The following is a 22,529-nucleotide window of genomic DNA, read 5'->3' as shown; positions in this document are numbered from 1 at the left end:
CGGGTCACGCACCCTCGCGCTGACGATGCGTTGACCATCGAGTGAGGAAGCACATGGCAACCGAAACGTCCGTCGTGATCACCGACGACAGGCTGGCGGCCGAGTCCCAGCCGCTGATGCACCGGCTGGTCACCGAGGGGGTCCCCGGTCAGCTCGCGGCCGGTGAGCCCACCCTGTGGGGACCGGAGGCCACTGACGAGGCCTCCGTACGACTGTCCTGGACCACCCTCCACGAGACCTCCCGCGCGCTGCCCGCCGAGATCGACGCGCTGCGGGCCGAGCTGCACGGCGAGGGCCTGGACCGGATCGTGCTCGCCGGCATGGGCGGCTCCTCGCTGGCCCCCGAGGTCATGGCCGCCACCGCCGGTGTGTCGCTGATCGTGCTGGACACCACCGACCCGGGCCAGGTCACCGAGGCACTGGGCGGTGACCTGGAGCGCACCGTGCTGGTGATCTCCTCGAAGTCCGGTACCACCGTGGAGACCGACACCCACCGCCGCATCTTCGAGAAGGCCTTCTCCGACGAAGGAATCGATCCAGCTTCGCGCATCGTCGTGGTCACCGACCCCGGTTCGCCGATGGAGACGGTGGGGCGGGAGGCCGGCTACCGCCGGGTGTTCACCGCCGACCCCAACGTGGGGGGACGCTACTCGGCGCTGACCGCCTTCGGGCTGGTGCCCGCGGGGTTGGCCGGCGTCGACATCGCCACCGTGCTCGACGACGCGGCGAGCGTGTTCGGGCGGGTCAGCGCCGACTCCGAGGACAACCCCGCGGTGCGGGTGGCCGCCACGTTGGCGACCGCGCACGAGCGGGGAGCCGAGAAGGTCGTCTTCGCCGACACCGGTTCGGAGACCGTCGGCTTCGGTGACTGGGTCGAGCAGCTCATCGCCGAGTCCACCGGCAAGAACGGCACCGGCCTGCTGCCGGTGGTCGTGGAGAACGCGGGGGCACCCGGTTTCTCCACGGCCGGTTCCGACGCCACCACCGTGGCCGTGGGCCCGCCGGAAGGCGCCGCCCAGCTCGGCACCGACGGTTCGCTCGGTGGGCTGTTCCTGCTCTGGGAGTTCGCCACCGCCCTGGCCGGTCGGCTGCTGGGCATCAACCCGTTCGACCAGCCCGACGTCGAGGCCGCCAAGAAGGCCGCGCGGGCGCTGCTGGATCCCGCCGGCGGCCCGGTGGCCACTCCCACGCTGGTCGACGGCGCGATCGAGGTGCACCCCTCCGGCGACTGGTTCTCGCCCGGAACCGCCACCGTCGCCGACGCGCTGCGTGCGCTGATCAGGGCGACGCCGGAATCCGGCTACATCGCCGTCCAGGCCTACCTGGACCGGCTGGAGGACGCCTCCACCGCGGTGCTGCGCCCGGAACTGGCGCGGCGCAGCGGTTTGCAGACCACCTTCGGCTGGGGCCCGCGTTTCCTGCACTCCACGGGCCAGTACCACAAGGGTGGACACCAGAACGGCGCCTTCCTGCAGATCACCGGTGCTCCCGAGACCGAGCTGGAGGTTCCCGGCCAGTCCTACACGCTGGCGGGGTTGCAGCGCGCCCAGGCGCTCGGAGACGGCGACGTGCTCGCCCAGCACAACCGTCCGGTGCTGCGCCTGCACCTGACCGACCGGACCACCGGACTGGTGGAGCTGGTCAAAGCGGTCCAGGATCTGCGTGCACCCACGTCTTCAGGGGAGGACAGGACGTGACTTCGGCAGAAGAGAATCCGCTACGCGATCCGCGGGACAAACGGCTGCCCCGCATCGCCGGCCCGTGCGGGTTGACGATCTTCGGCGTGACCGGGGACCTGTCCCGCAAGAAGCTGATGCCGGCGATCTACGACCTGGCCAACCGGGGGCTGCTGCCCCCGGGTTTCGCCCTGACCGGGTTCGCCCGGCGGGACTGGGAGGACCAGGACTTCGGTCAGATCGTCTACGACGCGGTCAAGGAGAACGCGCGCACGCCCTTCCGCCAGCAGGTCTGGGACCGGCTGGCCGAGGGGATCCGCTTCGTCTCCGGCAGCTTCGACGACCCGGACGCCTTCGACCGACTGGCCGAGACGGTCAAGCAGCTCGACGCCGAGCGCGGCACCGGTGGTAACCACGCCTTCTACCTGTCGGTCCCCCCGTCGATGTTCCCCACGGTGCTGACCCAGCTGTCGCGCTCCGGACTGGCCGATCAGTCCGAGGACACGTGGCGCCGCGTGGTGATCGAGAAGCCCTTCGGTCACGACCTGGAAAGCGCCCAGGAGCTCAACCGGATCGTCAACGAGGTCTTCCCCGAGGACTCGGTGTTCCGCATCGATCACTACCTCGGCAAGGAGACCGTGCAGAACATCCTGGCGCTGCGCTTCGCCAACCAGATGTTCGAGCCGCTGTGGAGCGCGCACTACGTCGACCACGTGCAGATCACCATGTCCGAGGACATCGGGCTGGGCGGGCGCGCAGGCTACTACGACGGCATCGGCGCGGCCCGCGACGTGATCCAGAACCACCTGCTGCAGCTGATGGCGCTGACCGCGATGGAGGAGCCGCTGTCGTTCTCCCCGAGCCACCTGCGCGCGGAGAAGAGCAAGGTGCTCTCGGCCACCAAGCCGGTCGGCCCGTTCTCCGAGACCACCGCGCGCGGGCAGTACACCGGTGGCTGGCAGGGCGGTCAGAAGGTGCCGGGGCTGCACGAGGAGGGTGGTTTCGCCTCCGACTCCACCACCGAGACCTTCGCCGCCATCACCCTGGAGGTCGAGAGCAGGCGCTGGGCGGGCGTGCCGTTCTACCTGCGCACCGGCAAGCGGCTGGGGCGCCGGGTCACCGAGATCGCGGTGGTGTTCAAGCGCGCGCCGCACCTGCCCTTCGACGACACCATGACCGAGGAGCTGGGCCAGAACGCGCTGGTCATCCGGGTGCAACCGGACGAGGGCGTGACGATGCGCTTCGGCTCGAAGGTACCGGGCACCTCGATGGAGGTGCGCGACGTGACCATGGACTTCGGCTACGGTCACTCCTTCACCGAGTCCTCCCCGGAGGCCTACGAACGGCTGCTGCTGGACGTGCTGCTCGGCGAGCCGTCGTTGTTCCCGGTCAACGAGGAAGTCGAGCTGTCCTGGAAGATCCTGGACCAGGTACTGGACCACTGGGCCGAGCACGGCAAGCCCGAGCAGTACAAGGCAGGAACATGGGGGCCGTCGTCGGCGGAGACGATGCTTGCCCGCAGCGGACGCGCTTGGAGGCGGCCTTGATCGTCGATCTGCCCTCAACCACGACCTCGCAGGTCAACAAGAAGATGGTCGAGCTGCGCGAGTCCGGTGGTGCCGTCGCACTCGGCAGGGTGCTGACCATGGTCATCGTCACCGGTGACGGGACCGAACCCGAACAGGCGATCCAGGCGGCCAACGACGCCAGTCGCGAGCACCCCGCGCGAGTGATCGTGGTGGCGCGCGGGGCCAGGCAGGCAGCGGCCCGGCTGGACGCCCAGATCCGCATCGGCGGCGACGCCGGGGCCTCCGAGGTGCTCGTGCTGCGGCTGTACGGACCGCTGGCCGACGAGGGCGCGGCCTCGGTGGTGCCGCTGCTGCTGCCGGATGCGCCCATCGTGGTGTGGTGGCCCACCGACGCCCCGGCGCACCCGGCCCACGATCCGATCGGGGCGCTGGGCCACCGCCGGATCACCGATGCCGCCGCCGAGCCGGATCCCATCGAGGCGCTGCAGACCCGGGTGCGCTCCTACGTCGACGGCGACACCGATCTCGCGTGGACGCGGTTGACCTCGTGGCGGGCGCTGCTGGCGGCGGCCCTGGACCAGCCGCCGTTCGAACGGGTCACCGGGGCGACGGTGACCGGCGAGAGCGACTCGCCCTCGACCGACCTGCTGGCGGGCTGGCTGGCGGCGTACCTGCAGATCCCGGTGCACCGACTGGATCACCCCCGGGGGCCGGGCATCGTCTCGGCGGTGCTGGAGCGTCCCTCCGGCAACGTGGAGATCGTGCGTCCGGACGGCAAGACCGGGACCCTGACCCAGCCCGGACAGCCCGAACGCCGGGTGGCGCTGCAGCGCAGGGAGGTCCGCGACTGTCTGGCCGAGGAGCTGCGCAGGCTCGACGCTGACGAGATCTACGAGGCCACGCTGCGGGGACTACCCGAGATCGTGCGGGGCGAGGACCCGACCTCGGCGGCGGCCTCCGCGGGAATCGCACCGCATTCCGAACAGGCCGAGGAGTTCTCATGAGCCGCACCGACGTCCTCGTTCATTCCGGCGCCGAAGCGCTGACGGCCGCCGCCGCGGCGCGCCTGATCACCACGGTGGCCGACGTGCAGTCGTCCCGTGGAGTGGCCTCCGTGGTGTTGACGGGTGGCGGAACCGGCGTCGGTGTGCTGGAACAGGTGCGGCTCTCCCCCGCCCGCGACGCGGTGGACTGGGCGAACGTGAACGTGTTCTGGGGCGACGAGCGGTTCCTGCCCGCCGGTGACCCGGAGCGCAACGAGACGCAGGCGCGCAAGGCGCTGCTCGACCACGTCGACGTCGATCCGCAGCGGGTGCATCCGATGGCCCCCTCGGACGGCAGGTTCGGCGACGACGCCGACGAGGCGGCCGCGCACTACGCGCAGGTGCTGGCCACCATCGCCGGTCCGGCCGCCGAGATGCCGGTGCCCGACTTCGACGTGCTCATGCTGGGCGTCGGGGGCGAGGGGCACACGGCGTCGCTGTTCCCGGAGACGCCGTACGTGCACGAGACGAGCCGGACGGTGGTGGGGGTGCACGACTGCCCGAAGCCACCGCCCACGCGGATCTCGCTGACCCTGCCCGCGCTCCGCAACGCCCGCGAGGCCTGGATGATGACCACGGGCGAGGCCAAGGCCGAGGCCGTCACGTCGGCGCTGGCCGGGACGAGCCCGGCCGAGGTCCCGGCAGCGGGTGTGCGCGGACGCGAGCGCACGTTGTGGTTGTTGGACCGCGAGGCGGCCTCCCAGGTCACCTGACGCGGGGTGGAACGGTTTCGCGCGAAACCGGGCTTTCCCGATTTCGCGCGAAACCGCGTCACCACCCGGCGGAACCGCTCGCCGGGGGCGACAGGAGGTCGGACAGAGCACCGCCGAGGTGCGGGTACCGGAACTCGAACCTCGAGTCGAGCAGTCTGCGAGGCAGGCACCTGCGTCCGAGCAGCGCCAGCGCGGGGTCGGTACGCAGCAACGGCGCTCCCATCCGAACCAGGAAGGCGGGCGTCGGCGGTGCCGGCGGCCTCCCCAGCCGCTGCCGCAGTGCCGCCATCAGTTCCGCGTTGCGCACCGGTTCCGGGCCGGTCGCGTTGACCACGCCGTCCAGCTCCGTTTCCACCGCGTGGCGCACGACGGCGAGGTAGTCCGCTATGTGCAGCCAACTCACCCACTGCCGCCCGGATCCGACTCGACCGCCCAGACCCCAACGGGTCAGCCCGACCAGCCGATTCAGCGCCGGCGTGTCGCGGTCCAGGACCACTCCGGCGCGGAGGGTCACCCGGCGAGCAGCGGGCGCGCCCTCGGCCGCCGCCTCCCACGCCCCGGCCACGTCGGTCATCTGAGGTGGGCCGTCGCCGAGCGGCGACTCCTCGCTCAACGGTTCCTCACCGCGGTCACCGTAGATCGCGGCGGTGCTGGACTGGATCCATACCGCCGGTGGCTCCGGCAGCGTCGTCGCGGCCGCGCGCAGGGCCTCGGTCGGGCGGGTGCGCGAGGTGGTCAGCAGGTCGACGTTCGCCCGCGTCGGCGGACGGTCGACCAGTTCACCGGCCAGGTTGACCAGGACCGCCCCGGACAGTTCCCGCGCCCACTCCCCCACGGTCTCGCCGTCCCAGCGCAGCTGCCGGTACCCCAGCTCCGGGTTCGGCGACCGGGTCAGGATCACCACCTCGTGGCCACGCCCGGCGAAGTCCTCGGCGATGCGGCGTCCCAGGGCACCCGAACCACCTGCCAGCACCAGTTTGCGCACGACCACTCCCCTCGCCTCCGGCACGTCCGCCGTGGAGAACCTATCCGATCACCGCTGGTGGACGGCAGCCCGCGGACTTCCCCGACGAGCGATCCCACGGCCGCGTTCGCCGCGACGGCCCGGGGCAGGTGACGTACTCTCGGCGTCATGGCGTCGGGCAGGACCGCACGGTGGCCCGGAGTCGCCTGGTGCGTCGCGGTCGGCGCGTGGTCGCTGGTGTTCGCGGTACCGCACATCTACTGGGCGGCGGGCGGCCGGACCGGGCTGGGAACGCGAACCACCGCGGCCGACGCCGCGTTCGACCAGCTCTGGTTCTTCGTCTACAACCTGGTCATCGTCGTGCTGGCGGTCTGCGGGGTCGTGGTGGCGCTGGTCCTGGCCGGCGACTGGGGCGGTTTCCTGCTGCGCCGCTGGCTGGTGTTCGCCGCGACCCTGGCCGGCGTCGCCCTGCTCCTGCGTGGCGGACTGGGAATGATCGTGATCGTGGCCGACCTGGCGAGTGCGGCCCTCGACAACCGGACACCCCTGATCCTGCTGGTCATCGAGCCGTACTTCGTCCTCGGCGCTCTCCTCTTCCTGGGAATGGCCGCGCACTACCGCCGGAGGCCGTCGGAGGAGACCACCTCGCCGCGGCGGCCGTGACGCCCGGAGGCGGTCACGGCGATGGTGATCTTGTAGCACAGTATTATCGGTTGCTCATCGGGAGCCGAATCCGCCCTCACCGTCATCGTCGATCCAACGTACTTCTCCGGTGTCGCAAGTGGAAGATGCGCGGAGCCGACTCACGTGACTATTTCGAAGGCAACGAGGCCGGATCACGACGAACCACCACGATGACGCCCGGCCGCTCGCCGCGCCAGGCACGCCGCGATGCGTGACTAAGTCGCTCAGGAAGAGGCCGCGAGACCGCTGAGGCCGAATCCGCCGAGAACGCCGCCACCCTCGACGTACCACTGCACCTGCGCATCGACGGGCAACTCGACGCCCAGCTACGTCAACAGGCGGCCGCCGAGCACATACCGATGTCGGCCCTGGTGCGACGACTGCTGCGACAGGCAGCACACGAATACCGCACCGAATCAGCGAGCAAGGCCGAAGTCGAGGAGATAGACCGCCGCATCCCGCGTGAGGAAATCCACCGCACCTAGACGGCAGTCGTCCGACCTCGGCGCGACACGGTGCCGCGGTGAGCTGTCAGAAACCGGAATTCGCCACAGTTCCCGCGAGTGGCCTTCTTGTCCGGAATCAACCGCCCGCCGCGTCGAGCACCGGACGCATCGCTGCGATCAGCTCGGCGGGGTCTGCCCGAGCACCGTCGGCGGACCACGCGTCCTCGAACTCCGCGATCTCGACTCCGACGACCTCGTGCTCGGCCACCACTCCGGAGACCGCGCGCAGGTCGTCGAGGGTCATGCCGCCGGGCACGCGGTGGTCCGTGGGAACGGTGTCCGGTTCGAGCACGTCGCAGTCGATGTGGAAGTGGACCGGCCGCCCGGCGACGGCTTCACGGAGCCGGGAGGCGAGCTCGGGGCCGACGCCCACCGCGCGCACGGTGCCCTCGTCGATGAGCCGTTGTTCGGGCGGATCGATGTCGCGGACGCCGCCGAGCACGATGTTGGTGGTCGCGAGGTCACCGCCGAGGCCGGAGTCCCACATGCCCACCGCTCCCGACACGGCCATGCCGCCGAGATAACCGGTGGGACTGCCTCGCGGAACGTTGAGGTCCGCGTGCGCGTCGAACCACACGACGCAGGCGTCCGGGCGGTACCGCGCGACCACCGGCAGGGTGGCCAGCGCGACAGTGCACCTGGTCAGAGCGGCCACGGGAGTCGCTCCCTCGTCGAACGCCCGCTCGTAGGCGGCGGACATGGCCCGCAGGGTCGGCAGCGCGGCCGCCAGCTCCGTCTCCCAGTCGGCGTTCAGCGCCGGTTCCGGCACTCCGACGTGGGTCGCGGTCAGGTCCAGCTGTCGAGCCAGCTCGGCACCGACGAGATCGGAACCCCGCATCGCCCGGTCGTTGTGGTCACCCGCACGGCCCCGGAACACCGTCAGCGTCCGATCCACTCCCACTCCTCCGCTCTTCGAGCACTGCCCCGTCTGAGCCCTCGAGAGTCTCGACGAGCGGAGGGCTTTGATCAAGCGGTTTCCGCGGAACCCGGGAACCTGTCCAGCTCGACGGAGTCGTGAGCGCAGAACGGCGTGATCTCCTCGGGGCGCTCCCGAGCGAGCTGGCGCAGCCGCCGCTGGTTGTTCATCCGCAGGGTACGAGCCGTGTCCACGTGTCGCTGGAAGGCTCGCAGCAGCGGCGGGCAGTCCGGGGACGGCGCCAGCTGCTCGTGGAAGAAGTACGCGTCACCGGCGTGCAGCAACCAGCCCGCACCGGTGTCGATCGCGACGCCGACGTGGCCCGAGGTGTGGCCGTACAGGGGGACGAGCAGGATCTCCTCGGGAAGCCCCTGCAGCTGCCGGACGGCGTCGAAACCGAACCAGCTCTGCCCGGAGAGCTCGTCGTAGTCGACCCAGTCGGGACCGTGCGCCCAGTGCGCCGAACGGTATCGCCGGGGAGCGGACTTCGCGGTCGCCGCGCGCAGCTCCGGACCGTGGACGTGCACCTTCGCCCACGGGAAGTCGGGGAGTCCGCCGGCGTGGTCGGCGTCGAGGTGGGTCAGCACGACGTGGCGCACGTCGGTCGGGTCGTAGCCGAGACGAAGCACCTGCCGCAGGGCGGTCTCCTCGCTGTCCAGTTCCGGTCTGACGAGCATCCGGAAGGTCCACGGCACCGAGGAGCTCGCGGGGGCGATGTCGGACAGGCCGAACCCGGTGTCGACGAGCACCAGTCCCCGGTCGGTCTCGACGAGCAGGCAGTGGCAGACCATCTCGGCACGGCGCAGTACCCCACCGCCCGCCCCGTCGAGCAACCGACCACCGAACGGGCGCATCGTCGCGCAGTTGAGGTGGTGGACACGCATCGGCGCACGGCTCCTCGTCGCTCGGGGACACCCGAACTCTACCCACTGATGTTCTCTCGCCGGGTCGTTCGGCTGGAGAGGCCCCAGAGTCGTGGTGAACGGACCGTTCTGGCGGTGAGAATGCCAAAACGGTCCGTTCACCCTTTGAGACGGCGGTCCACCGCTCAACCGAAGTCGTAGGACAGCACCAGCTCGTAGCCGTCCTCGCTGTGCCCGGCGACGGACAGCTCCGCCTCGCCACGGAGGTCGGCCAGGTCTCCGGTGCCCATGCCGGGCACCACCTCGACGCGCGCCGAGACCGACCCCTCGTCCTGGCTGCCGACGTGCCGGAACACGCAGCTTCCCTCGTGGACGCCGATCGAACCCTCGAAACGCTCCAGACCGAGCACGGGTGCGGCACCGGCCTTGTAGGCGATGAGATACACCAGTGCGCCGGTTCCCCGGATGTCCCCTCCGTAGGAGTAGCCGGCCTCGGCCCGGGTCACGCCCCGGTCGGGGTAGTAGGCGTCACCGGCCGTCGTCCCCGCACCGTCGATGTCGGCGACGAGGCTCTCGGCCCAGGAGACGAGGGTGAACTTGCAGGTTGCCCGGTACGAGTAGCTCATGCGTCGAACACTAGTCCGGCCCGCGTCGGCCGCTCTTGAACAAACGCGACAGCTACGCTGGGGAGCATGTCGGTTCCGCACGGATGCCCGGAGGCGATCGTGCGCCCGGAGGCGGGGCGGCAGGTCCTCGACGTCGAACGCGTCGCTCCCACGCCCTCCCTCGCGGAATTCGTCGACTACTACTGGATCGTGCGGTGGCGGGTTCCGGAGCGGCACCAGCAGCGAGTCATCCCGCAACCACGGGTGCACGTCGCCGCCGAGGACGGGCGGCTGTTCGTCCACGGTGTCTCCCGGGAGCCGTTCCTCCGGACCCTGAGCGGCGTCGGCCGCGTACTCGGCGCCGCCTTCCACCCCGGCGGTTTTCGTCCGCTGCTGAAAGGAAGCGTCGGCACGATCTCGGGGGAGGTTCACCCGGGACGTGACGTCTTCGGCATCGACGACCGCCCGGCGGCCACGCGGATCCTCGGCGACACACGGCTCACCGAGATGATCGGGGCCTTCGAGCAGTACCTGCTCGCCACGTTCCCCGAGTCTGACCCGGCCGGCCGCGAGGCGACGGCCCTGGTCGGCGAGGCCGAACAGCGTGTCGACATCGTCCGCGCGGAACAGCTCGCCGCCCACGCCGGGCTGAGCCTGCGCGGGCTGCAACGACTGTTCACCGAATACGTCGGGATCGGTCCGAAGTGGGTGATCCGGCGATTCCGCCTCCTCGACGCCACTGCCGCCGCCCACTCCGGGGCGCCGGTCGACTGGTCCGCGCTGGCCCACGAGCTCGGCTTCAGCGACCAGGCCCACCTGACCCGTTCGTTCGCCCGGGTGGTCGGCACTCCCCCCGCGACGTACCGGCGCGACCCCGCCACCTCGGGGTGATCACCGGGTCGCACCGCGTCTTCCGACTCCCCGTGGGCGGCCCTTCCGGTGGGAAGGTCCTCGTCGGACCCCCCACCGAACCGGCGCACCCCTCGTCACTCGTCGGTCACGACGATGCCGTCGTCGTCGCTGATCAGGTACTGGCCCGGCACGAACCGGACCCCGCCGAGCTCGACGACCACGTCCAGCTCGCCCTCACCGCCCTTGGAGCTCTTGCGCGGGTTGGTGCCCAGGGCCTTGACCCCGAAGTCCATCCGGGCGATCACCGCCGAATCCCGCACTGCGCCGTTGATCACCGCACCGCTCCAGCCGTTCGAGCGCCCCAGCTCGGCGATGAGATCACCCATCAGCGCCGTGTGCACGGAGCCGTGGCCGTCGATGACCAGGACCTGCCCCTCCCCCGGTTCGGAGAGCACCTTCTTGAGCAGCGCGTTGTCCTGGAAGCAGCGGACGGTACGGATGCGGCCGGAAAACACCGCGCGCCCACCGTACTGGCGGAACTGCACGTCACAACTGCGCACCTCGGCACCGTCGCGGTCCGCGACGTCGGTGGTCAGCATGTCCATCGTCTCCTCCTTGGCGTCGTCGACCCTCACACCGGAACGCTGATCGCGGAGATCACGAGTCCCCGCTCGAACAGGAACCACCCGTCGAAGCCGTTCAGCGCCACTCCCGAGACCGTCGGCGGGTCGACGAGCAGATCGGCCCGGAAGCTCCGGCTCTCGGCGTCGATGGTGATGAAGGCGTCCTCGAAACCCAGCCAGCGCCCGGTCAGCGGAAACCACGCCTTGTAGACGCTTTCCTTGGCGCTGAACAACAACCGGTCCCAGGTCTCGTCACCCGGTAGCTCCCGCAGCAGGTCGCGCTCCCCGGCCGAGCTGACCTGGTCGAGCACACCGGTGGGCAACGCACCGGCGGGCTCGGCGTCGATGCCCACCGTCAGCACCTTGTCGTGCTCGGCCACGGCGGCGGCGCAGTAGTCCTTGCAGTGGGTGATGCTGCCGACGATGCCCTCCGGCCACAGCGGTTCCCGCTTCGGTCCGCTGAGGATGGCGGTCCACGACCTGCCGAGCTCGGTGAGGGCGCGCCGCGCGCAGGTGCGCGCGATGGTGACCTCGCGGCGGCGTTTCTCGACGGCCTTGGCGACCAGCTGTTCCTCGTCGGGCAGCAGGCTCGCGCTCGGGTCGTCGCCCAGCACCTCGGCCGCGGCGACCCCGTCGGTGAGGATGCGTTCGATCACTGGTGTGCCCTCACCAGTTCCTCGAAGGTGCGCTCCGGGGCCGGTGGCACGATGCTGTGCACGGGATCGGGATCGGTGGTGTATCGCTTCCACTCTCGCGGGTAGCCGAGCGAGACGTCCTCGAACGGGACGCCGTCGACGTGGTCGGTCACCGGGATGTGCAGGTGCCCGTGGACTTCGGCGACCGCGCGGAACCGCCGGTGCCAGTCCGAGGTCAGCTCGGTGCCGCACCAGATCGCGAACTGCGGGTACCGCAGCCGCAGCGTCGGCTCGTGGCGCAGCGGCCAGTGCGAGATCAGCACCGTCGAGGCGTCCTCGGGGATCGCCTCGAGCCGGGGCAGGGTCGCCTCGACCCGCTGTCGGCACCAGCTTCGGCGGTCCTCGTGCGGGTCGGGGTGCAGCAGCACCTCGTCGGTGCAGACCACGTGCGTGTCGTAGGCGTGGTCCACTGCCTGCTGCAGCGTGGTCCCGGTGGGCCGGAAGCTGTAATCGTAGAGCAGGAACAGCGGAGCGACCACGAGTGACTCCGTGTCGGTCTCCCACACCGGGTACGGGTCCTCCGGCGTGAGCACGCCCAGCCCCCGGCAGAGCTCGACCAGGTGGTCGTAGCGGTGCGCTCCCCGCAACGTGACCTCGTCGTCGGCCGTGGTCCACAGCTCGTGGTTGCCCGGGACCCAGAGGACCTGCTCGAAACGGTCGCGCAGCGTGCGCAACGCCCACTCGATCGTGTCGACCTTCTCGGCGACGTCGCCCGCGACGATCAGCCAGTCCCCGTCGGCGCGCGGCCGGATCCGGTCCAGGACGGCTTGGTTGCCTCGATGCGAGACGTGCAGGTCGCTGGTGGCCAGCAGGGACGGTGCCGACATGCGTCAGACCCTACCGGGCGGTACCCGAGGTGCGGCTATGACGTACCCGACACCGCGCTCCCCCGCCGGTTCGGGTGGTTTCGGCGAGAACCGTCCGGTCCACCCCGGGACCGTCGGGCCGCGAAGCCGCGGAACCGCGGAGCAGACAACGCGAGGAGCTCAGCATGTCCGTCGATCACGTTCTCGCCGTCGTGCCGGTGGCCGACTTCGAGGCGGCACGCGCCTGGTACGAACGACTGCTCGGACGCCCGGCCGACAACCGCCCGATGGAGGACCTGGCCGAGTGGCAGGTCACCGGCAGCGGCTGGGTCCAGGTGTTCCGCGACGAGGAGCGCGCCGGTCTCGGACTGCTGAACCTCGCCGTGGACGACCTGGACCGGCACGTCGCCGACCTCGCGGAGCGGGGCGTGGAGGCCGGAGCGATCCGGGCGGCCACCAAGGACGTGCGGCTGTCGACCATCACCGACCCCGACGGCAACGAGGTCACCTTCATCGGCAACTTCCGCGTCCGGTACTGAAGCGACGTTCTCCGGCAGCGGTGTCCGACCGGGCGGGCCGCAGCGCCGTGGTGAACGCGTCGTTTTGGCAACCACGCCGCCAGAGCGACGCGTTCGCCCCGAACCGTCGCCGGGGCCCGGCGCCGAAGGCGTTTCGGTGCCGGGCCCCGGTTCGCTCACGGATTCACGTCGACACGGGTCCGCTCCTCGTCGGACCGCGTTTCGCCGCGCGTTCCGTCGCCGTCGGTGAGCGCGGTGCCCTCCACGTCGAGGACGGGCAACCAGCGCAGCCAGCGGGGCAGCCACCACGCCCGCTCACCGAGCAGCGCCAGGGTGGCCGGGACGAGAACCATGCGCACCACGAAGGCGTCCACCAGGATGCCGATCGCCAGCGCGAAGGCGATGGACTTGATGGTGGCGTTGCCCGCGGGAACGAACCCGGCGAACACGGAGAACATGATCAGCGCCGCTGCGACGACGACCGGGGCGGCCTGGCGGAAGCCGGTGACGATCGCCTCGCGGGACGCGTGGCCCCGGTGATGGGCCTCGTGCATGCGGGAGACCAGGAAGACCTGGTAGTCCATCGCGAGGCCGAACAGGATGCCGATCATCAGGATCGGGGTGAGGCTGATCAGCGGTCCGGTGCTGTCGAGACTGACCGCCCCGCTCAGCCAGCCCCACTGGAACACCGCCACGGTCGCGCCGAGCGCGGCTCCCAGGGTCAGCAGGAAGCCGAGCACGCCGACCAGCGGCACCGGGATGGAGCGGAAGACCAGCACGAGCAGGACCAGCGCCAACCCCACGACCAGGACGAGGTAGACCGGCAGCGCGCTGTCCAGGGCCTGGGCGACGTCGACGCTGACGGCCGTGGTTCCGGTCACGTAGCTCTCCGCACCGGCGACGCCGTCCAGTTCGGAGCGCAGGTCGCCGACGAGCTGCTCGGTGGCCCGACTGGCGGGACCGGACTCCGGGATCACGGTGAGCATGGCGGCGTCACCGCTCGCGTTGGGCACGGGGGGCGTGACGGTGGCGACGTCGTCGAGCTCGGCGATGGCGCCACCGGCCCGCTGCGCGGTTTGCGGAGCGTCACTGCCCTCGAAGAGGGCCACGAGCGGACCGTTTACCCCCGGGCCGAAACCGTCGGCGAGCAGCTGTTGCGCCTTCGCCTGGGTGGTGCCCTCGCCGGGGGTTTGGACCAGCGTGGTCTGCATGGAGGCGGCGGGGACCGCCACGACACCGAGCGCGACGAGCGCGATCAGCAGCACCGGCACTCGGCGGCGGGTGATCACACCGATCCACCCCTGGTAGAAGCCCCGCTCGCGCTGGGAGTCGGCCTCGACCGGGGCATCGCGCTGCTTGCGGGGCAGCACGCGGCGACCGAGGTAACCGAGCACGGCCGGGACCAGGGTGATGGCCACGAGCACGGCCACGACGATGGTCGCCGCCGCCGCGATCCCCATCTGGGTGAGGAAGGGGATGCCCACGACCGAGAGCCCGGCCAGGGCGATGAACACGGTGATGCCCGCCGTCACCACCGCCGAACCCGCGGTGCCCACGGCGGTGGCCACGGAGGTCTCGACGTCCGTGCCGCGCCGGAGCTCCTGGCGGTGCCGGTTGATGATGAACAGGGCGTAGTCGATGCCGACCGCCAGGCCCAGCATCGTGGCCAGGATGGAGGTGGTGGACTGCAGCTCCATGAAGCCGGTGGCGATGCTGACGCCCAGCGCACCGATGCCCACGCCCACTCCGGCGGTGATCAGGTTCATGCCCGCCGCGACCAGCGAACCGTAGGTCATGGCGAGGATCACCAGGGCGACGATGACGCCGATCGCCTCCATCGGACCGCCGACGGAGGGGGTGGCCATCGTGGCCTGGCCGCTCACCGCGACGGTGAACGCGCCGTCGTCGGCCCGCTCGACGGTGCCGAGCAGGGCGCTGCGCTGGTCGCTGGTGATCTCACCGGCGGCGGAGCCGTAGGTGACCGTGCTGTAGGCCGTGGTCCGGTCGGGACTGACCGTCGGCGCTCCCGGGTTCAGCGGGTCGCTGGCCGTGGTGACTCCGGGCTGTTCGCCCAGTTCGGAGACCAGGCTCTTGACCTCGGCGGCGTTGGCGGGAGCGGTCAGCTGCTGCCCGTCCGGGGCTTTCATCACCACCTTGGCGGTGGCGCCACCACCCGAGTCGAACTCCTTCTGGAGCTTGTCCCGGGCGATGGAGGACTCCTGACCCGGGATGGAGAAGCTGTCCGAGGTGGGACCGGAGAGGGTCGCCGCGCCCAAGCCCGCGCCGGCGAGGGCCACCAACCACACCAGGACGACGAGTAACCGGTGCCGTTGGGCACCGGCTCCCAGCCGGTATAACAGACGTGCCATGCGAAGTCAGTCCTCCAGCGGGTCGGAACCGTACGAAGAAGCCTCGGCGCCGGCGTGGCCGAGCGCGTCGAAGCAGGTGGTGATGATCCGGGGCCGCCACGTGGTCTTGTTCCCCTCGCGGTTGGCGGCCAGGGTGAGCACGGCCAGGGCGCTCAGCGCGCCGACCACCCGGACGAGTCGTTCCGAGCAGTGCCCCTCCTCCGGATCGAGGACGAAGATCTCGTGGATGAGCATGTCCGCGCCGTCGAGCACCGCGGGGTGGTCGGCCGGTGCCGTGATCGGCTGGAACGCCAGCGCCACCAAGCCGGGCCTGTCCAGGGCGACGTCGGTCAGCAGTTCCAGCGCGCGCCGATCCCGCCGAGGACCGGACGGCAGGTCGGCGACGTCGTCGAAAACCAGGCGAGCCTGCGCGCGTCCCGTCTCCAGCGCGGCCTCGTGGATAGCTTCCTTGCTGGGATAGTGATGCAGCAGGCCGGCCTTGGACAGGCCGACCGCCTCGGCCAGCGCCTTCAGCGATGTCTGGGCGAACCCGTGCTGGGCGAACAGCTCGGCCGCGTGGTCGAGGATCCGTTCGTCCACCTGTTCCCGGAACGATCTCGTCACGTCCCCGATCCTACAAGAGTTACCGACCAGTTCGGTTGGTAAAGCGACCGAATCGGTTTGTAACTCCGCTCACCCCCCGGAGCGAGTCCCGCTCAGCAGTCGCAGCTGCAGCACTCGCAGGCCTGGCCACACTGGCAGCAGTCACAGTCACAGCAGTCCGAGCACAACGCTCCGTGCGGCTCTCCGCTGCGCGGCCCGGGACACGGGTCCCGGCAGCAGAACTGGCAGCTGCAGCACATGCAGGGGACGAGCAGGCAGCCCACGGCGGCATGACGCTTCCGCGACGGGACGCGGAACTTCGGCGACCAGCACCCACCGCCCTCTCCGTCCTGAGGGGACCGCTTCGGCAGCGTCCTGTCCGTCCTTCGAGGCGACCGCGTGGCCGAACGCGCGCCGCACCGCCTGCTCCAACTCGTGCACCAGCAACGCGTGCACCAGCTTCGAGTCGGTGAACTCGACCTCGCGCAACGCCAGCCGCACCCCGTGCACCGCGTCGTCGCAGAGCCGCCGCGCCCCGTCCGGATCGGTGGCGGTCGCGACCAGCGGGTTCCAGGACCCGTTCGCCGCGTCGGCGGCCAGGTCCTCGGCGGCGTCGAGCAGGTGCGCCGCGCGGCCGAACAGCCGGCCCACCTCGGCCAGCGGTTCCGCGTTCGCCGGACGCTCGGCGAGCACGGCGGTGTGCCCGGGCGCCGCGCTCGTGGCGAGCCCGGTCGGCTCGGTGGCGACCAGCACCGAATCGCCCGGCGACAGCGACTCCTCGACCCCCTGCTGCCGTCCCGCCGCCTCCGTGAGCAGCGCCGCGTCGAAACCGACGTGCGCACCCGAGGTCCCACCCCGCTCGCCCCAGCGCGCTGCCGTCCGGCGAGCCGGCTCCGCGAGGGCCGCGTGACGGAGCGCCCCGTCGCCGTCGTCGGCGTGGTCGCGCAGCTTCACCGAAGCCAGCACCAGGGACACCGCGGCGGCCAGCCGCGCACCCTCGCCCCGAACGACCGAGGCCCGGCGCATCCCGCGCAGCGGACACGGCCCGGCCCGGCGTCGGGGCGCCACCTCCCCCGACTGCGCTTCGACCAGCACGGAGATCACGAGCCCGTCGTAGTTCGTCGCGGTGCGCGCGGCCTCGCCGTGCTCGCTCCGCAGCGCCAGGAACAGCCCGCACAGGTGAGCGACCAGTCGGTGTGCAGGCGTTCGGACAGCCGGTGCCGACACGGGCGGATGATCCCGAACACGAAGAGAAGAGTCTCCCTTTTTCGGTGATCCGGAGTCGACGAGAACCCCAAGGGGGGCTCATCTCGCTCGATCGAGTGATCGCCGGACGGTGACGAGTTCCTCGACCTCCGGCACCGGGGAGCCCCTCGCCTAGCGATTCGGCAGACCGACGGCCAGTTCCTTCGCGCCCTGCTGCAGCGGCTCGAAGTAGGTGTGCATCGTCTCGATCGAACTGCGGAAAGCGGGAGCGGCCGCGGAGATGCTGGCGACGGCGATACCGCCGGGATCCAGGACCGGGACACCGATCGCGCGGATCCCCTCCTCGTGCTCCTCGTCGGCGATCGCGTAGCCCCGGCGACGCACCTCCTCGACCTCGGCGCGGAACCGCTCCCGATCGGTGATCGTCTTCGCCCCCACGGGCGGCAGTTCGAGTTCGTTCAGCAGTTGCTCCCGCCGGTCCCGCGGCGCGAACGCGATCAGGCACTTGCCCATGGCCGTGCAGTGCAGCGGGCCGCGCCTGCCCGGCTCGCCGGTGATCCGGACCTGATGAGTCCCCTCGACGTAGTGCACGTACAGCTGCTGTTCGTGCTCCAGCACCGACATCAGGGTGGACTCGCCGGTTTGCCGGGTGATCCGCTGCAGGACCGGAGTGGCGACCCCGGCGAACCCTCGCGCGTGCAGCACGCGCTGGCCCAGCTCGAACATGCGCAGCCCGAGGTTCCAGCGCCGCTCGTCGTCGAGAACGGCGAACTCCTCCCGGGCGATGGACGACAGCAGCCGATGCGTCGTGCTGATCGGGTAACCGGCCTGGCGCGCCAGCTCGGACAGGGTCATGCCCCGGGGCGCGTCACCGAGCAGGGTCAGCAGGCGCAGCGCCTTGCCGACCATGTCGCCGCTCTGCGGCTCCCGAGAACGTGGTCCTCCCCGCTCTTCCGGCACCGTACCTCCCCCTCCTCCGCGACCCCTCCTTCACGACGAGGATCGCCGCTTCGACGTCGGGGACATGGTACCGCCACCTGTTGACTGCACCCCAAGAACATTCTAGTGTTCCGTAACACTGAAAAGCTTCCCGCATCGCGGAAAACCTGCAAAGAGAGCACCGTGACATCAGCACCACCCACCCCCGCCGCACTGGGCAGGCAGCGCTGGATGCGCCTGCTTCCGGTCGCGTTCGTGACCTACTCGCTGGCCTACCTCGACCGGTCCAACTTCTCGATCGCCGTCGCCGGCGGCATGCGAGCCGACCTCGACATCAGCGGTGCGATGTCCTCGCTGATCGGCGCCTCGTTCTTCCTCGGCTACACCCTGTTCCAGATTCCCGGCACGATCTACGCGGAGCGGCGCAGCGTACGCGGGCTGATCTTCTGGTGCACCCTCGCGTGGGGAGCCCTCGCCACCGTTCAGGGCCTGCTCAGCAGCGCGGTGCTGCTGATCGTGGTGCGCTTCCTGCTCGGTTCCGTGGAGGCGGCCGTCCTGCCCGCCATGGTCGTGTTCCTGGGCCGCTGGTTCACCAAGCGCGAGCGGGGCAGCGCCAACGCCATCCTGATCCTGGGCAACCCGATCACGGTCATGTGGCTCAACGCCGTGTCCGGATACATCATCGAGCTCACCAGCTGGCGAGAGATGTTCATCCTGGAGGGACTGCCCGCGATCCTGTGGGCGTTCGTGTTCCGCGCCCTGGTCTCCGACCACCCCACCCAGGCGAAGTGGCTCAATAAGTCCGAAAAGGACAACGTGGTCGCCGAGCTGGACCGGGAGCGCGCGGGCTACACCCCGGCCGGTTCGTACATGGAGGCGCTCCGGTCGCGGCCGGTCGTGCTGCTGTCCGTGCAGTACCTGCTGTGGAGCGTCGGCGTGTACGGGCTGGTGTTCTGGCTGCCCAGCATCGTGCGCGCCGGAACCGGGCAGGGCATCGGGATGACCGGCCTGCTCTCGGCCGTCCCGTTCGCCGTGGCGTCCGTGCTCATGGTGCTCAACTCCCGGGCCTCCGACCGCGCCGCGAGCCGCCCGCGCTACGTGTGGCCGTGGCTGTTGTCCGGCGGTGTCGCCTTCTACCTGTCCTACCTGCTCGGTCCCGACAACTTCTGGCTCGCGTTCGGTCTGCTGGTGCTGGCCGGTGGTGCCATGTACGCGCCGTACGGTCCCTACTTCGCCTACGTCTCGGAGTCACTGCCCAGCAACTTCGCCGGAGCCGGGATCGCGCTGGTCAACGCGGCCGGTTCGGTCGGCGGCTTCGTCGGGGCCTTCATCGTCGGCTGGCTCAACAGCGCGACCGGGTCGAACGCCGCCTCGTTCGTGCTGATGGCGGTCACCGTCGTGCTGGCCGCGCTGATCATCCCCTTCGTCGGGTCCGGCTCCTACGCAGCTCCTCCCGAGGACGAAGCGGACACCGCGACGACCCGGGAGGGGAACGTCTCGTGAGGGTCGTGCGCTACCGCGAGGACGGGCGGACCAGCGCCGGCGTCCTGGCCGGACAACGGCTGCACCCGGTCGCCGACGACGCCCTCACCCCCGGTGACGTGGCACGCGCCTGCCGCACGACCCCGGAGGAGTCCGGGACACCCGAGGAATTGCTCGCCCCCGTCCGGCCGTCCACGGTGTTCGGGATGGCCCGCAACACGGGACCGGGCGACCGGGCCACCCCACCTCGGGCGTTCCTCAAGGCCGCGGCCAGCGTGTCGGGGCCGGGCGAGGCGATACCGATTCCGGCGGACATCGGCCGGGTGGACGCCGAGGCCGAGGTCGCCGCCGTGGTCGGAGCACCCCTGTGGCGGGTGCGACCCCGCGACGTCGAGCTGTTGGGCCTGACCGTCTCCCTCGACATCACCGCGCGGCGGGCCCAGCAGGACGATCCCCGCTGGACCGAGGCCAAGAGCCGACGGGGCTTCACCCCGCTCGGCCCGTGGATCGAGACCGAGGCCGACCCCACCGACGCGGCGATCACCCTGACCCGCAACGGTGCGACGATCGCCGAAGGCTCGACCGCCGACCTCGCGCGAAGCGTCACCGAGTCGGTGTCCTACCTGTCCACGCTCGTCGAGCTCCGCCCGGGAGACGTCGTCCTGACCGGGGCTCCCTCGACCTTCGGCGCGATCGCCCCGGGGGACGTCGTCACCGCCGCGGTCGCCGGGATCGGCGCGCTGACCAACCCGGTCGTCGCCGCCGAGGACGCCACTGACCGGGAGGTCGACCATGCCTGAAGCACCGGATGTCGTCACGTTCGGTGAGATCATGGCGATGTTCGTCGCCACCGATCACCGGCCGCTGTCCGAGGTCGACCACTTCGAGCAGCGCCTGGCCGGAGCCGAGATGAACGTCGCGGTCGGGCTGGCCCGGCTGGGCCACCGGGTCGGCTACCTGGGCCAGGTCGGACCCGACCCGTTCGGCACGCGGGCGCGCGAGACCCTCGCGGGCGAGGGCGTCGACGTTTCCGCGCTCCGGACCGAACCGTCGGCGCCGACCGGGTTCCAGCTCAAGAACCGCGTCCACAGCGGCGACCCCACGGTCGTGTACTTCCGGCGCGGTTCGGCCGCGTCGAGCCTCGGGTGGTCCCCCTCCGCCCACGAGGTCATCGGGGCGGCGCGACACCTGCACGTGACCGGGATCTTTCCCGCGCTGAGCGCGGAGACCCGCGACTTCACGTTCCGCGCGATCGCGACCGCCCGCGCCGCCGGAGCCACGGTCTCGTTCGACCCCAACCTGCGTCCCTCGCTGTGGCGGGACAGCTCCGAGATGACGACCGTGGTCAACGACCTGGCCGCGCGGGCGGACTGGGTGCTTCCCGGGCTCGCCGAGGGACGAACCCTCACCGGCGCGACCAGCGCCGAGCGGATCGCGGACTTCTACCTCGACCGCGGGGTCTCGCAGGTCGTGGTCAAGCTCGGTACCGATGGCGCCCTCCTGCGCTCGCGAGACGGGACCCTGCGGGCACCGGCCTTCCCGGTGCGCGCTGTCGACACCGTCGGGGCCGGTGACGGCTTCGCGGCGGGGTGGATCAGCGCCCGGCTGGAAGGAGTCGAGCAGCAACGGGCCCTGCGCCGCGCCTGCGCGGTCGGCGCCATCACCACCACCAGCGAGGGCGACATGGACGGGTTGCCCTCGCGCGTCCACCTCGACACCGTGCTCGCCGAGGGCGAGACAGCACGACAAGCCAACGGAGCAGGACGTGCAACTACAAGTAGCGCTTGACCGCATCGAACTGGGTGCGGCGACACGGGTCGCCGCCACGGTGGCCCCCCACGCCGACTGGATCGAGGTCGGCACCTCGCTGATCAAGCGATACGGCATGACCAGCGTCGCCGAGACCGTCGCCGCCGCGGGGAGCACTCCGGTGCTCGCCGACCTCAAGACCGCCGACGACGCCGCGACCGAGTTCGGCATGGCCTTCGAGCACGGGGCGCGGGCGGCCACCGTCCTGGCGACCGCGACCGATCAGACCGTCGAGCGCTGCGCCGCACTCGCTCACGACGCGAACGCCGAGGTCCTGCTCGACCTCCTGGCGACGTCGGCCTCGCGACGCGACCAGCTGCTGCGAAAGCTCCCCCCGGACGTGATCTTCGCCGCGCACGTCGGCAAGGACGCCCAGTCCACCGGCGACGGTCCCGGTGCGATCCTCGGGGACTGGGTACGCGGTCGCCGGGTGGCCGTGGCCGGGGGGATCACGGAATCCGGCCTCACCTCCCTCGCCGACGCCCCGGCCGCGCAACTGCGCGTCATCGTGGGCTCGGCGATCACCACCGCACCCGACCCCGCCGCAGCAGCCCGGCGCATGTCCACCACGAGCACACGGAGCACAGCATGACCAAGGACGCCCTCGACACCATCCAGGCCGAGATCTCCGGCGTGCTCGCCCGCGTCGACCGCGCCCACATCGAGGAGTTCGTCACCCACCTGGCCGAGTCCGGCAGGGTCCTCGTCACCGGCGCCGGACGGTCCGGTTTCATGGCCAGCGCCTTCGCGATGCGCCTGGTCCACCTCGGGTGGGACGTCCACGTCGTCGGCGAAGCGACCGCACCGGCGCTGTCCGCGGGGGACACGCTCGTCGCGATATCCGGTTCGGGCACGACCTCCGGGACCGTGCGCACCGCCGAGGAAGCCACCCGCGCGCACGCCCGCGTCCTCGCCGTGACCACCGACGAGGACTCACCCCTCGCCCGATCCGCCGAGCGCGTGCTGTGCGTCCCCGCCGCGACCAAGCACCGGCGGGACGGTGAGACGAGTACAGTGCAACCGCTGTCGAGCCTGTTCGACCAGGTGACGCACCTGGTCTTCGACGCCGTCTGCCTGGACCTCGCCCAGCGTCGCGGCATCGACAACACCGCCGCCAGCCGCGCGCACGTCACCACCGAATAATCGTTG

Annotated in this window: 24 protein-coding genes; 13 read left to right on the top strand and 11 right to left on the bottom strand. The window is 70.9% G+C overall.

What is annotated here, in order from left to right:
- The first annotated feature begins 53 nt into the window (after positions 1-53).
- From FHX42_RS04665 to pgl, 4 genes are read left to right on the top strand one after another with little or no spacing between them, the layout of a single operon-like run.
- Positions 54-1,697: a glucose-6-phosphate isomerase gene (locus FHX42_RS04665; protein WP_182542891.1), complete on the top strand. Its 1,644-nt coding sequence runs from the start codon at positions 54-56 to the stop codon at positions 1,695-1,697.
- Entirely contained in the window at positions 1,694-3,223 is a 1,530-nt protein-coding gene (gene zwf / locus FHX42_RS04660; protein ID WP_182542890.1) for a glucose-6-phosphate dehydrogenase, read from the top strand. Before FHX42_RS04665 ends, zwf begins: the two co-directional genes overlap by 4 nt.
- Entirely contained in the window at positions 3,220-4,209 is a 990-nt protein-coding gene (opcA, locus tag FHX42_RS04655; RefSeq protein WP_182542889.1) for a glucose-6-phosphate dehydrogenase assembly protein OpcA, read from the top strand. Before zwf ends, opcA begins: the two co-directional genes overlap by 4 nt.
- Entirely contained in the window at positions 4,206-4,961 is a 756-nt protein-coding gene (gene pgl, locus FHX42_RS04650; RefSeq protein ID WP_182542888.1) for a 6-phosphogluconolactonase, read from the top strand. Before opcA ends, pgl begins: the two co-directional genes overlap by 4 nt.
- Positions 4,962-5,019: 58 nt before the next feature.
- Here pgl and FHX42_RS04645 read toward each other — a convergent pair whose 3' ends face one another.
- Positions 5,020-5,946 carry a TIGR01777 family oxidoreductase gene (locus FHX42_RS04645; protein ID WP_182542887.1) on the bottom strand — a complete coding sequence of 309 codons (927 nt, stop codon included), beginning with the start codon at positions 5,944-5,946 and terminating at the stop codon, positions 5,020-5,022.
- A gap of 147 nt (positions 5,947-6,093) precedes the next feature.
- Here FHX42_RS04645 and FHX42_RS04640 point away from each other — a divergent pair, with 147 nt between their 5' ends.
- Both FHX42_RS04640 and FHX42_RS27600 read left to right on the top strand, forming a co-directional pair.
- Entirely contained in the window at positions 6,094-6,588 is a 495-nt protein-coding gene (locus FHX42_RS04640; protein WP_182542886.1) for a DUF3995 domain-containing protein, read from the top strand.
- Between the two features lie 311 nt (positions 6,589-6,899).
- Entirely contained in the window at positions 6,900-7,094 is a 195-nt protein-coding gene (locus FHX42_RS27600) for a ribbon-helix-helix protein, CopG family (protein ID WP_407926204.1), read from the top strand.
- A 97-nt stretch (positions 7,095-7,191) separates the two neighbouring features.
- Here FHX42_RS27600 and FHX42_RS04635 read toward each other — a convergent pair whose 3' ends face one another.
- From FHX42_RS04635 to FHX42_RS04625, 3 genes are all read right to left on the bottom strand, one after another.
- Complete coding sequence (locus FHX42_RS04635) at positions 7,192-8,010, bottom strand: arginase family protein (RefSeq protein ID WP_328795900.1); 819 nt, start codon at positions 8,008-8,010, stop codon at positions 7,192-7,194.
- A gap of 71 nt (positions 8,011-8,081) precedes the next feature.
- Positions 8,082-8,915 (bottom strand): MBL fold metallo-hydrolase, encoded by an 834-nt coding sequence (locus FHX42_RS04630; RefSeq protein ID WP_182542885.1) that lies wholly within the window; start codon positions 8,913-8,915, stop codon positions 8,082-8,084.
- A gap of 164 nt (positions 8,916-9,079) precedes the next feature.
- On the bottom strand, positions 9,080-9,520 hold the full coding sequence (locus FHX42_RS04625; RefSeq protein ID WP_182542884.1) for a DUF3224 domain-containing protein: 441 nt from the start codon (positions 9,518-9,520) through the stop codon (positions 9,080-9,082).
- Between the two features lie 66 nt (positions 9,521-9,586).
- On the opposite strand from FHX42_RS04625, the gene FHX42_RS04620 reads away from it, so the two are divergent.
- Positions 9,587-10,390: a helix-turn-helix domain-containing protein gene (locus FHX42_RS04620; RefSeq protein WP_182542883.1), complete on the top strand. Its 804-nt coding sequence runs from the start codon at positions 9,587-9,589 to the stop codon at positions 10,388-10,390.
- A 95-nt stretch (positions 10,391-10,485) separates the two neighbouring features.
- Here the strand turns inward: FHX42_RS04620 and rraA are convergent, their stop codons facing one another.
- Genes rraA through FHX42_RS04605 form a run of 3 tightly spaced genes read right to left on the bottom strand, consistent with a single transcriptional unit; the run spans position 10,486 to position 12,496 of the window.
- Positions 10,486-10,956, bottom strand: a complete 471-nt coding sequence (rraA, locus tag FHX42_RS04615; protein ID WP_182543511.1) for a ribonuclease E activity regulator RraA — start codon at positions 10,954-10,956, stop codon at positions 10,486-10,488.
- 26 nt (positions 10,957-10,982) lie between these two features.
- Positions 10,983-11,630 (bottom strand): 4'-phosphopantetheinyl transferase family protein, encoded by a 648-nt coding sequence (locus tag FHX42_RS04610; RefSeq protein WP_182542882.1) that lies wholly within the window; start codon positions 11,628-11,630, stop codon positions 10,983-10,985.
- Complete coding sequence (locus FHX42_RS04605; RefSeq protein ID WP_182542881.1) at positions 11,627-12,496, bottom strand: metallophosphoesterase family protein; 870 nt, start codon at positions 12,494-12,496, stop codon at positions 11,627-11,629. The genes FHX42_RS04610 and FHX42_RS04605 overlap by 4 nt, the downstream gene beginning before the upstream one ends.
- Positions 12,497-12,660: 164 nt before the next feature.
- Here FHX42_RS04605 and FHX42_RS04600 point away from each other — a divergent pair, with 164 nt between their 5' ends.
- Positions 12,661-13,014, top strand: a complete 354-nt coding sequence (locus FHX42_RS04600) for a VOC family protein (protein ID WP_182542880.1) — start codon at positions 12,661-12,663, stop codon at positions 13,012-13,014.
- Between the two features lie 155 nt (positions 13,015-13,169).
- Here FHX42_RS04600 and FHX42_RS04595 read toward each other — a convergent pair whose 3' ends face one another.
- The 4 genes from FHX42_RS04595 to FHX42_RS04580 all read right to left on the bottom strand — a co-directional run bounded on the left by FHX42_RS04595 (position 13,170) and on the right by FHX42_RS04580 (position 18,110).
- Positions 13,170-15,362 (bottom strand): MMPL family transporter, encoded by a 2,193-nt coding sequence (locus FHX42_RS04595; RefSeq protein ID WP_182542879.1) that lies wholly within the window; start codon positions 15,360-15,362, stop codon positions 13,170-13,172.
- A gap of 6 nt (positions 15,363-15,368) precedes the next feature.
- Entirely contained in the window at positions 15,369-15,965 is a 597-nt protein-coding gene (locus FHX42_RS04590) for a TetR/AcrR family transcriptional regulator (protein WP_182542878.1), read from the bottom strand.
- Between the two features lie 147 nt (positions 15,966-16,112).
- Positions 16,113-17,171, bottom strand: a complete 1,059-nt coding sequence (locus tag FHX42_RS04585) for a DUF5685 family protein (protein WP_328795899.1) — start codon at positions 17,169-17,171, stop codon at positions 16,113-16,115.
- 150 nt (positions 17,172-17,321) lie between these two features.
- Complete coding sequence (locus FHX42_RS04580; protein WP_328795898.1) at positions 17,322-18,110, bottom strand: IclR family transcriptional regulator; 789 nt, start codon at positions 18,108-18,110, stop codon at positions 17,322-17,324.
- Between the two features lie 162 nt (positions 18,111-18,272).
- Between FHX42_RS04580 and FHX42_RS04575 the strand changes: the two genes are divergently transcribed.
- Genes FHX42_RS04575 through hxlB form a run of 5 tightly spaced genes read left to right on the top strand, consistent with a single transcriptional unit; the run spans position 18,273 to position 22,523 of the window.
- Positions 18,273-19,592, top strand: a complete 1,320-nt coding sequence (locus tag FHX42_RS04575) for an MFS transporter (RefSeq protein WP_328795897.1) — start codon at positions 18,273-18,275, stop codon at positions 19,590-19,592.
- Positions 19,589-20,371, top strand: coding sequence for a fumarylacetoacetate hydrolase family protein (locus tag FHX42_RS04570; RefSeq protein ID WP_182542877.1), 783 nt, complete (start codon positions 19,589-19,591; stop codon positions 20,369-20,371). Before FHX42_RS04575 ends, FHX42_RS04570 begins: the two co-directional genes overlap by 4 nt.
- Positions 20,364-21,359 carry a sugar kinase gene (locus tag FHX42_RS04565; RefSeq protein ID WP_182542876.1) on the top strand — a complete coding sequence of 332 codons (996 nt, stop codon included), beginning with the start codon at positions 20,364-20,366 and terminating at the stop codon, positions 21,357-21,359. Before FHX42_RS04570 ends, FHX42_RS04565 begins: the two co-directional genes overlap by 8 nt.
- On the top strand, positions 21,337-21,972 hold the full coding sequence (locus FHX42_RS04560; protein WP_182542875.1) for an orotidine 5'-phosphate decarboxylase / HUMPS family protein: 636 nt from the start codon (positions 21,337-21,339) through the stop codon (positions 21,970-21,972). The genes FHX42_RS04565 and FHX42_RS04560 overlap by 23 nt, the downstream gene beginning before the upstream one ends.
- Positions 21,969-22,523: a 6-phospho-3-hexuloisomerase gene (gene hxlB, locus FHX42_RS04555; protein WP_182542874.1), complete on the top strand. Its 555-nt coding sequence runs from the start codon at positions 21,969-21,971 to the stop codon at positions 22,521-22,523. Before FHX42_RS04560 ends, hxlB begins: the two co-directional genes overlap by 4 nt.
- The last annotated feature ends 6 nt before the right edge of the window (positions 22,524-22,529 follow it).

Source organism: Halosaccharopolyspora lacisalsi (assembly GCF_014137975.1).
GTDB classification, from domain to species: Bacteria; Actinomycetota; Actinomycetes; order Mycobacteriales; family Pseudonocardiaceae; genus Halosaccharopolyspora; species Halosaccharopolyspora lacisalsi.
The sequence above is the reverse complement of the archived record's forward strand: the minus strand, read 5'-3'. Positions and strand labels throughout refer to the sequence as shown.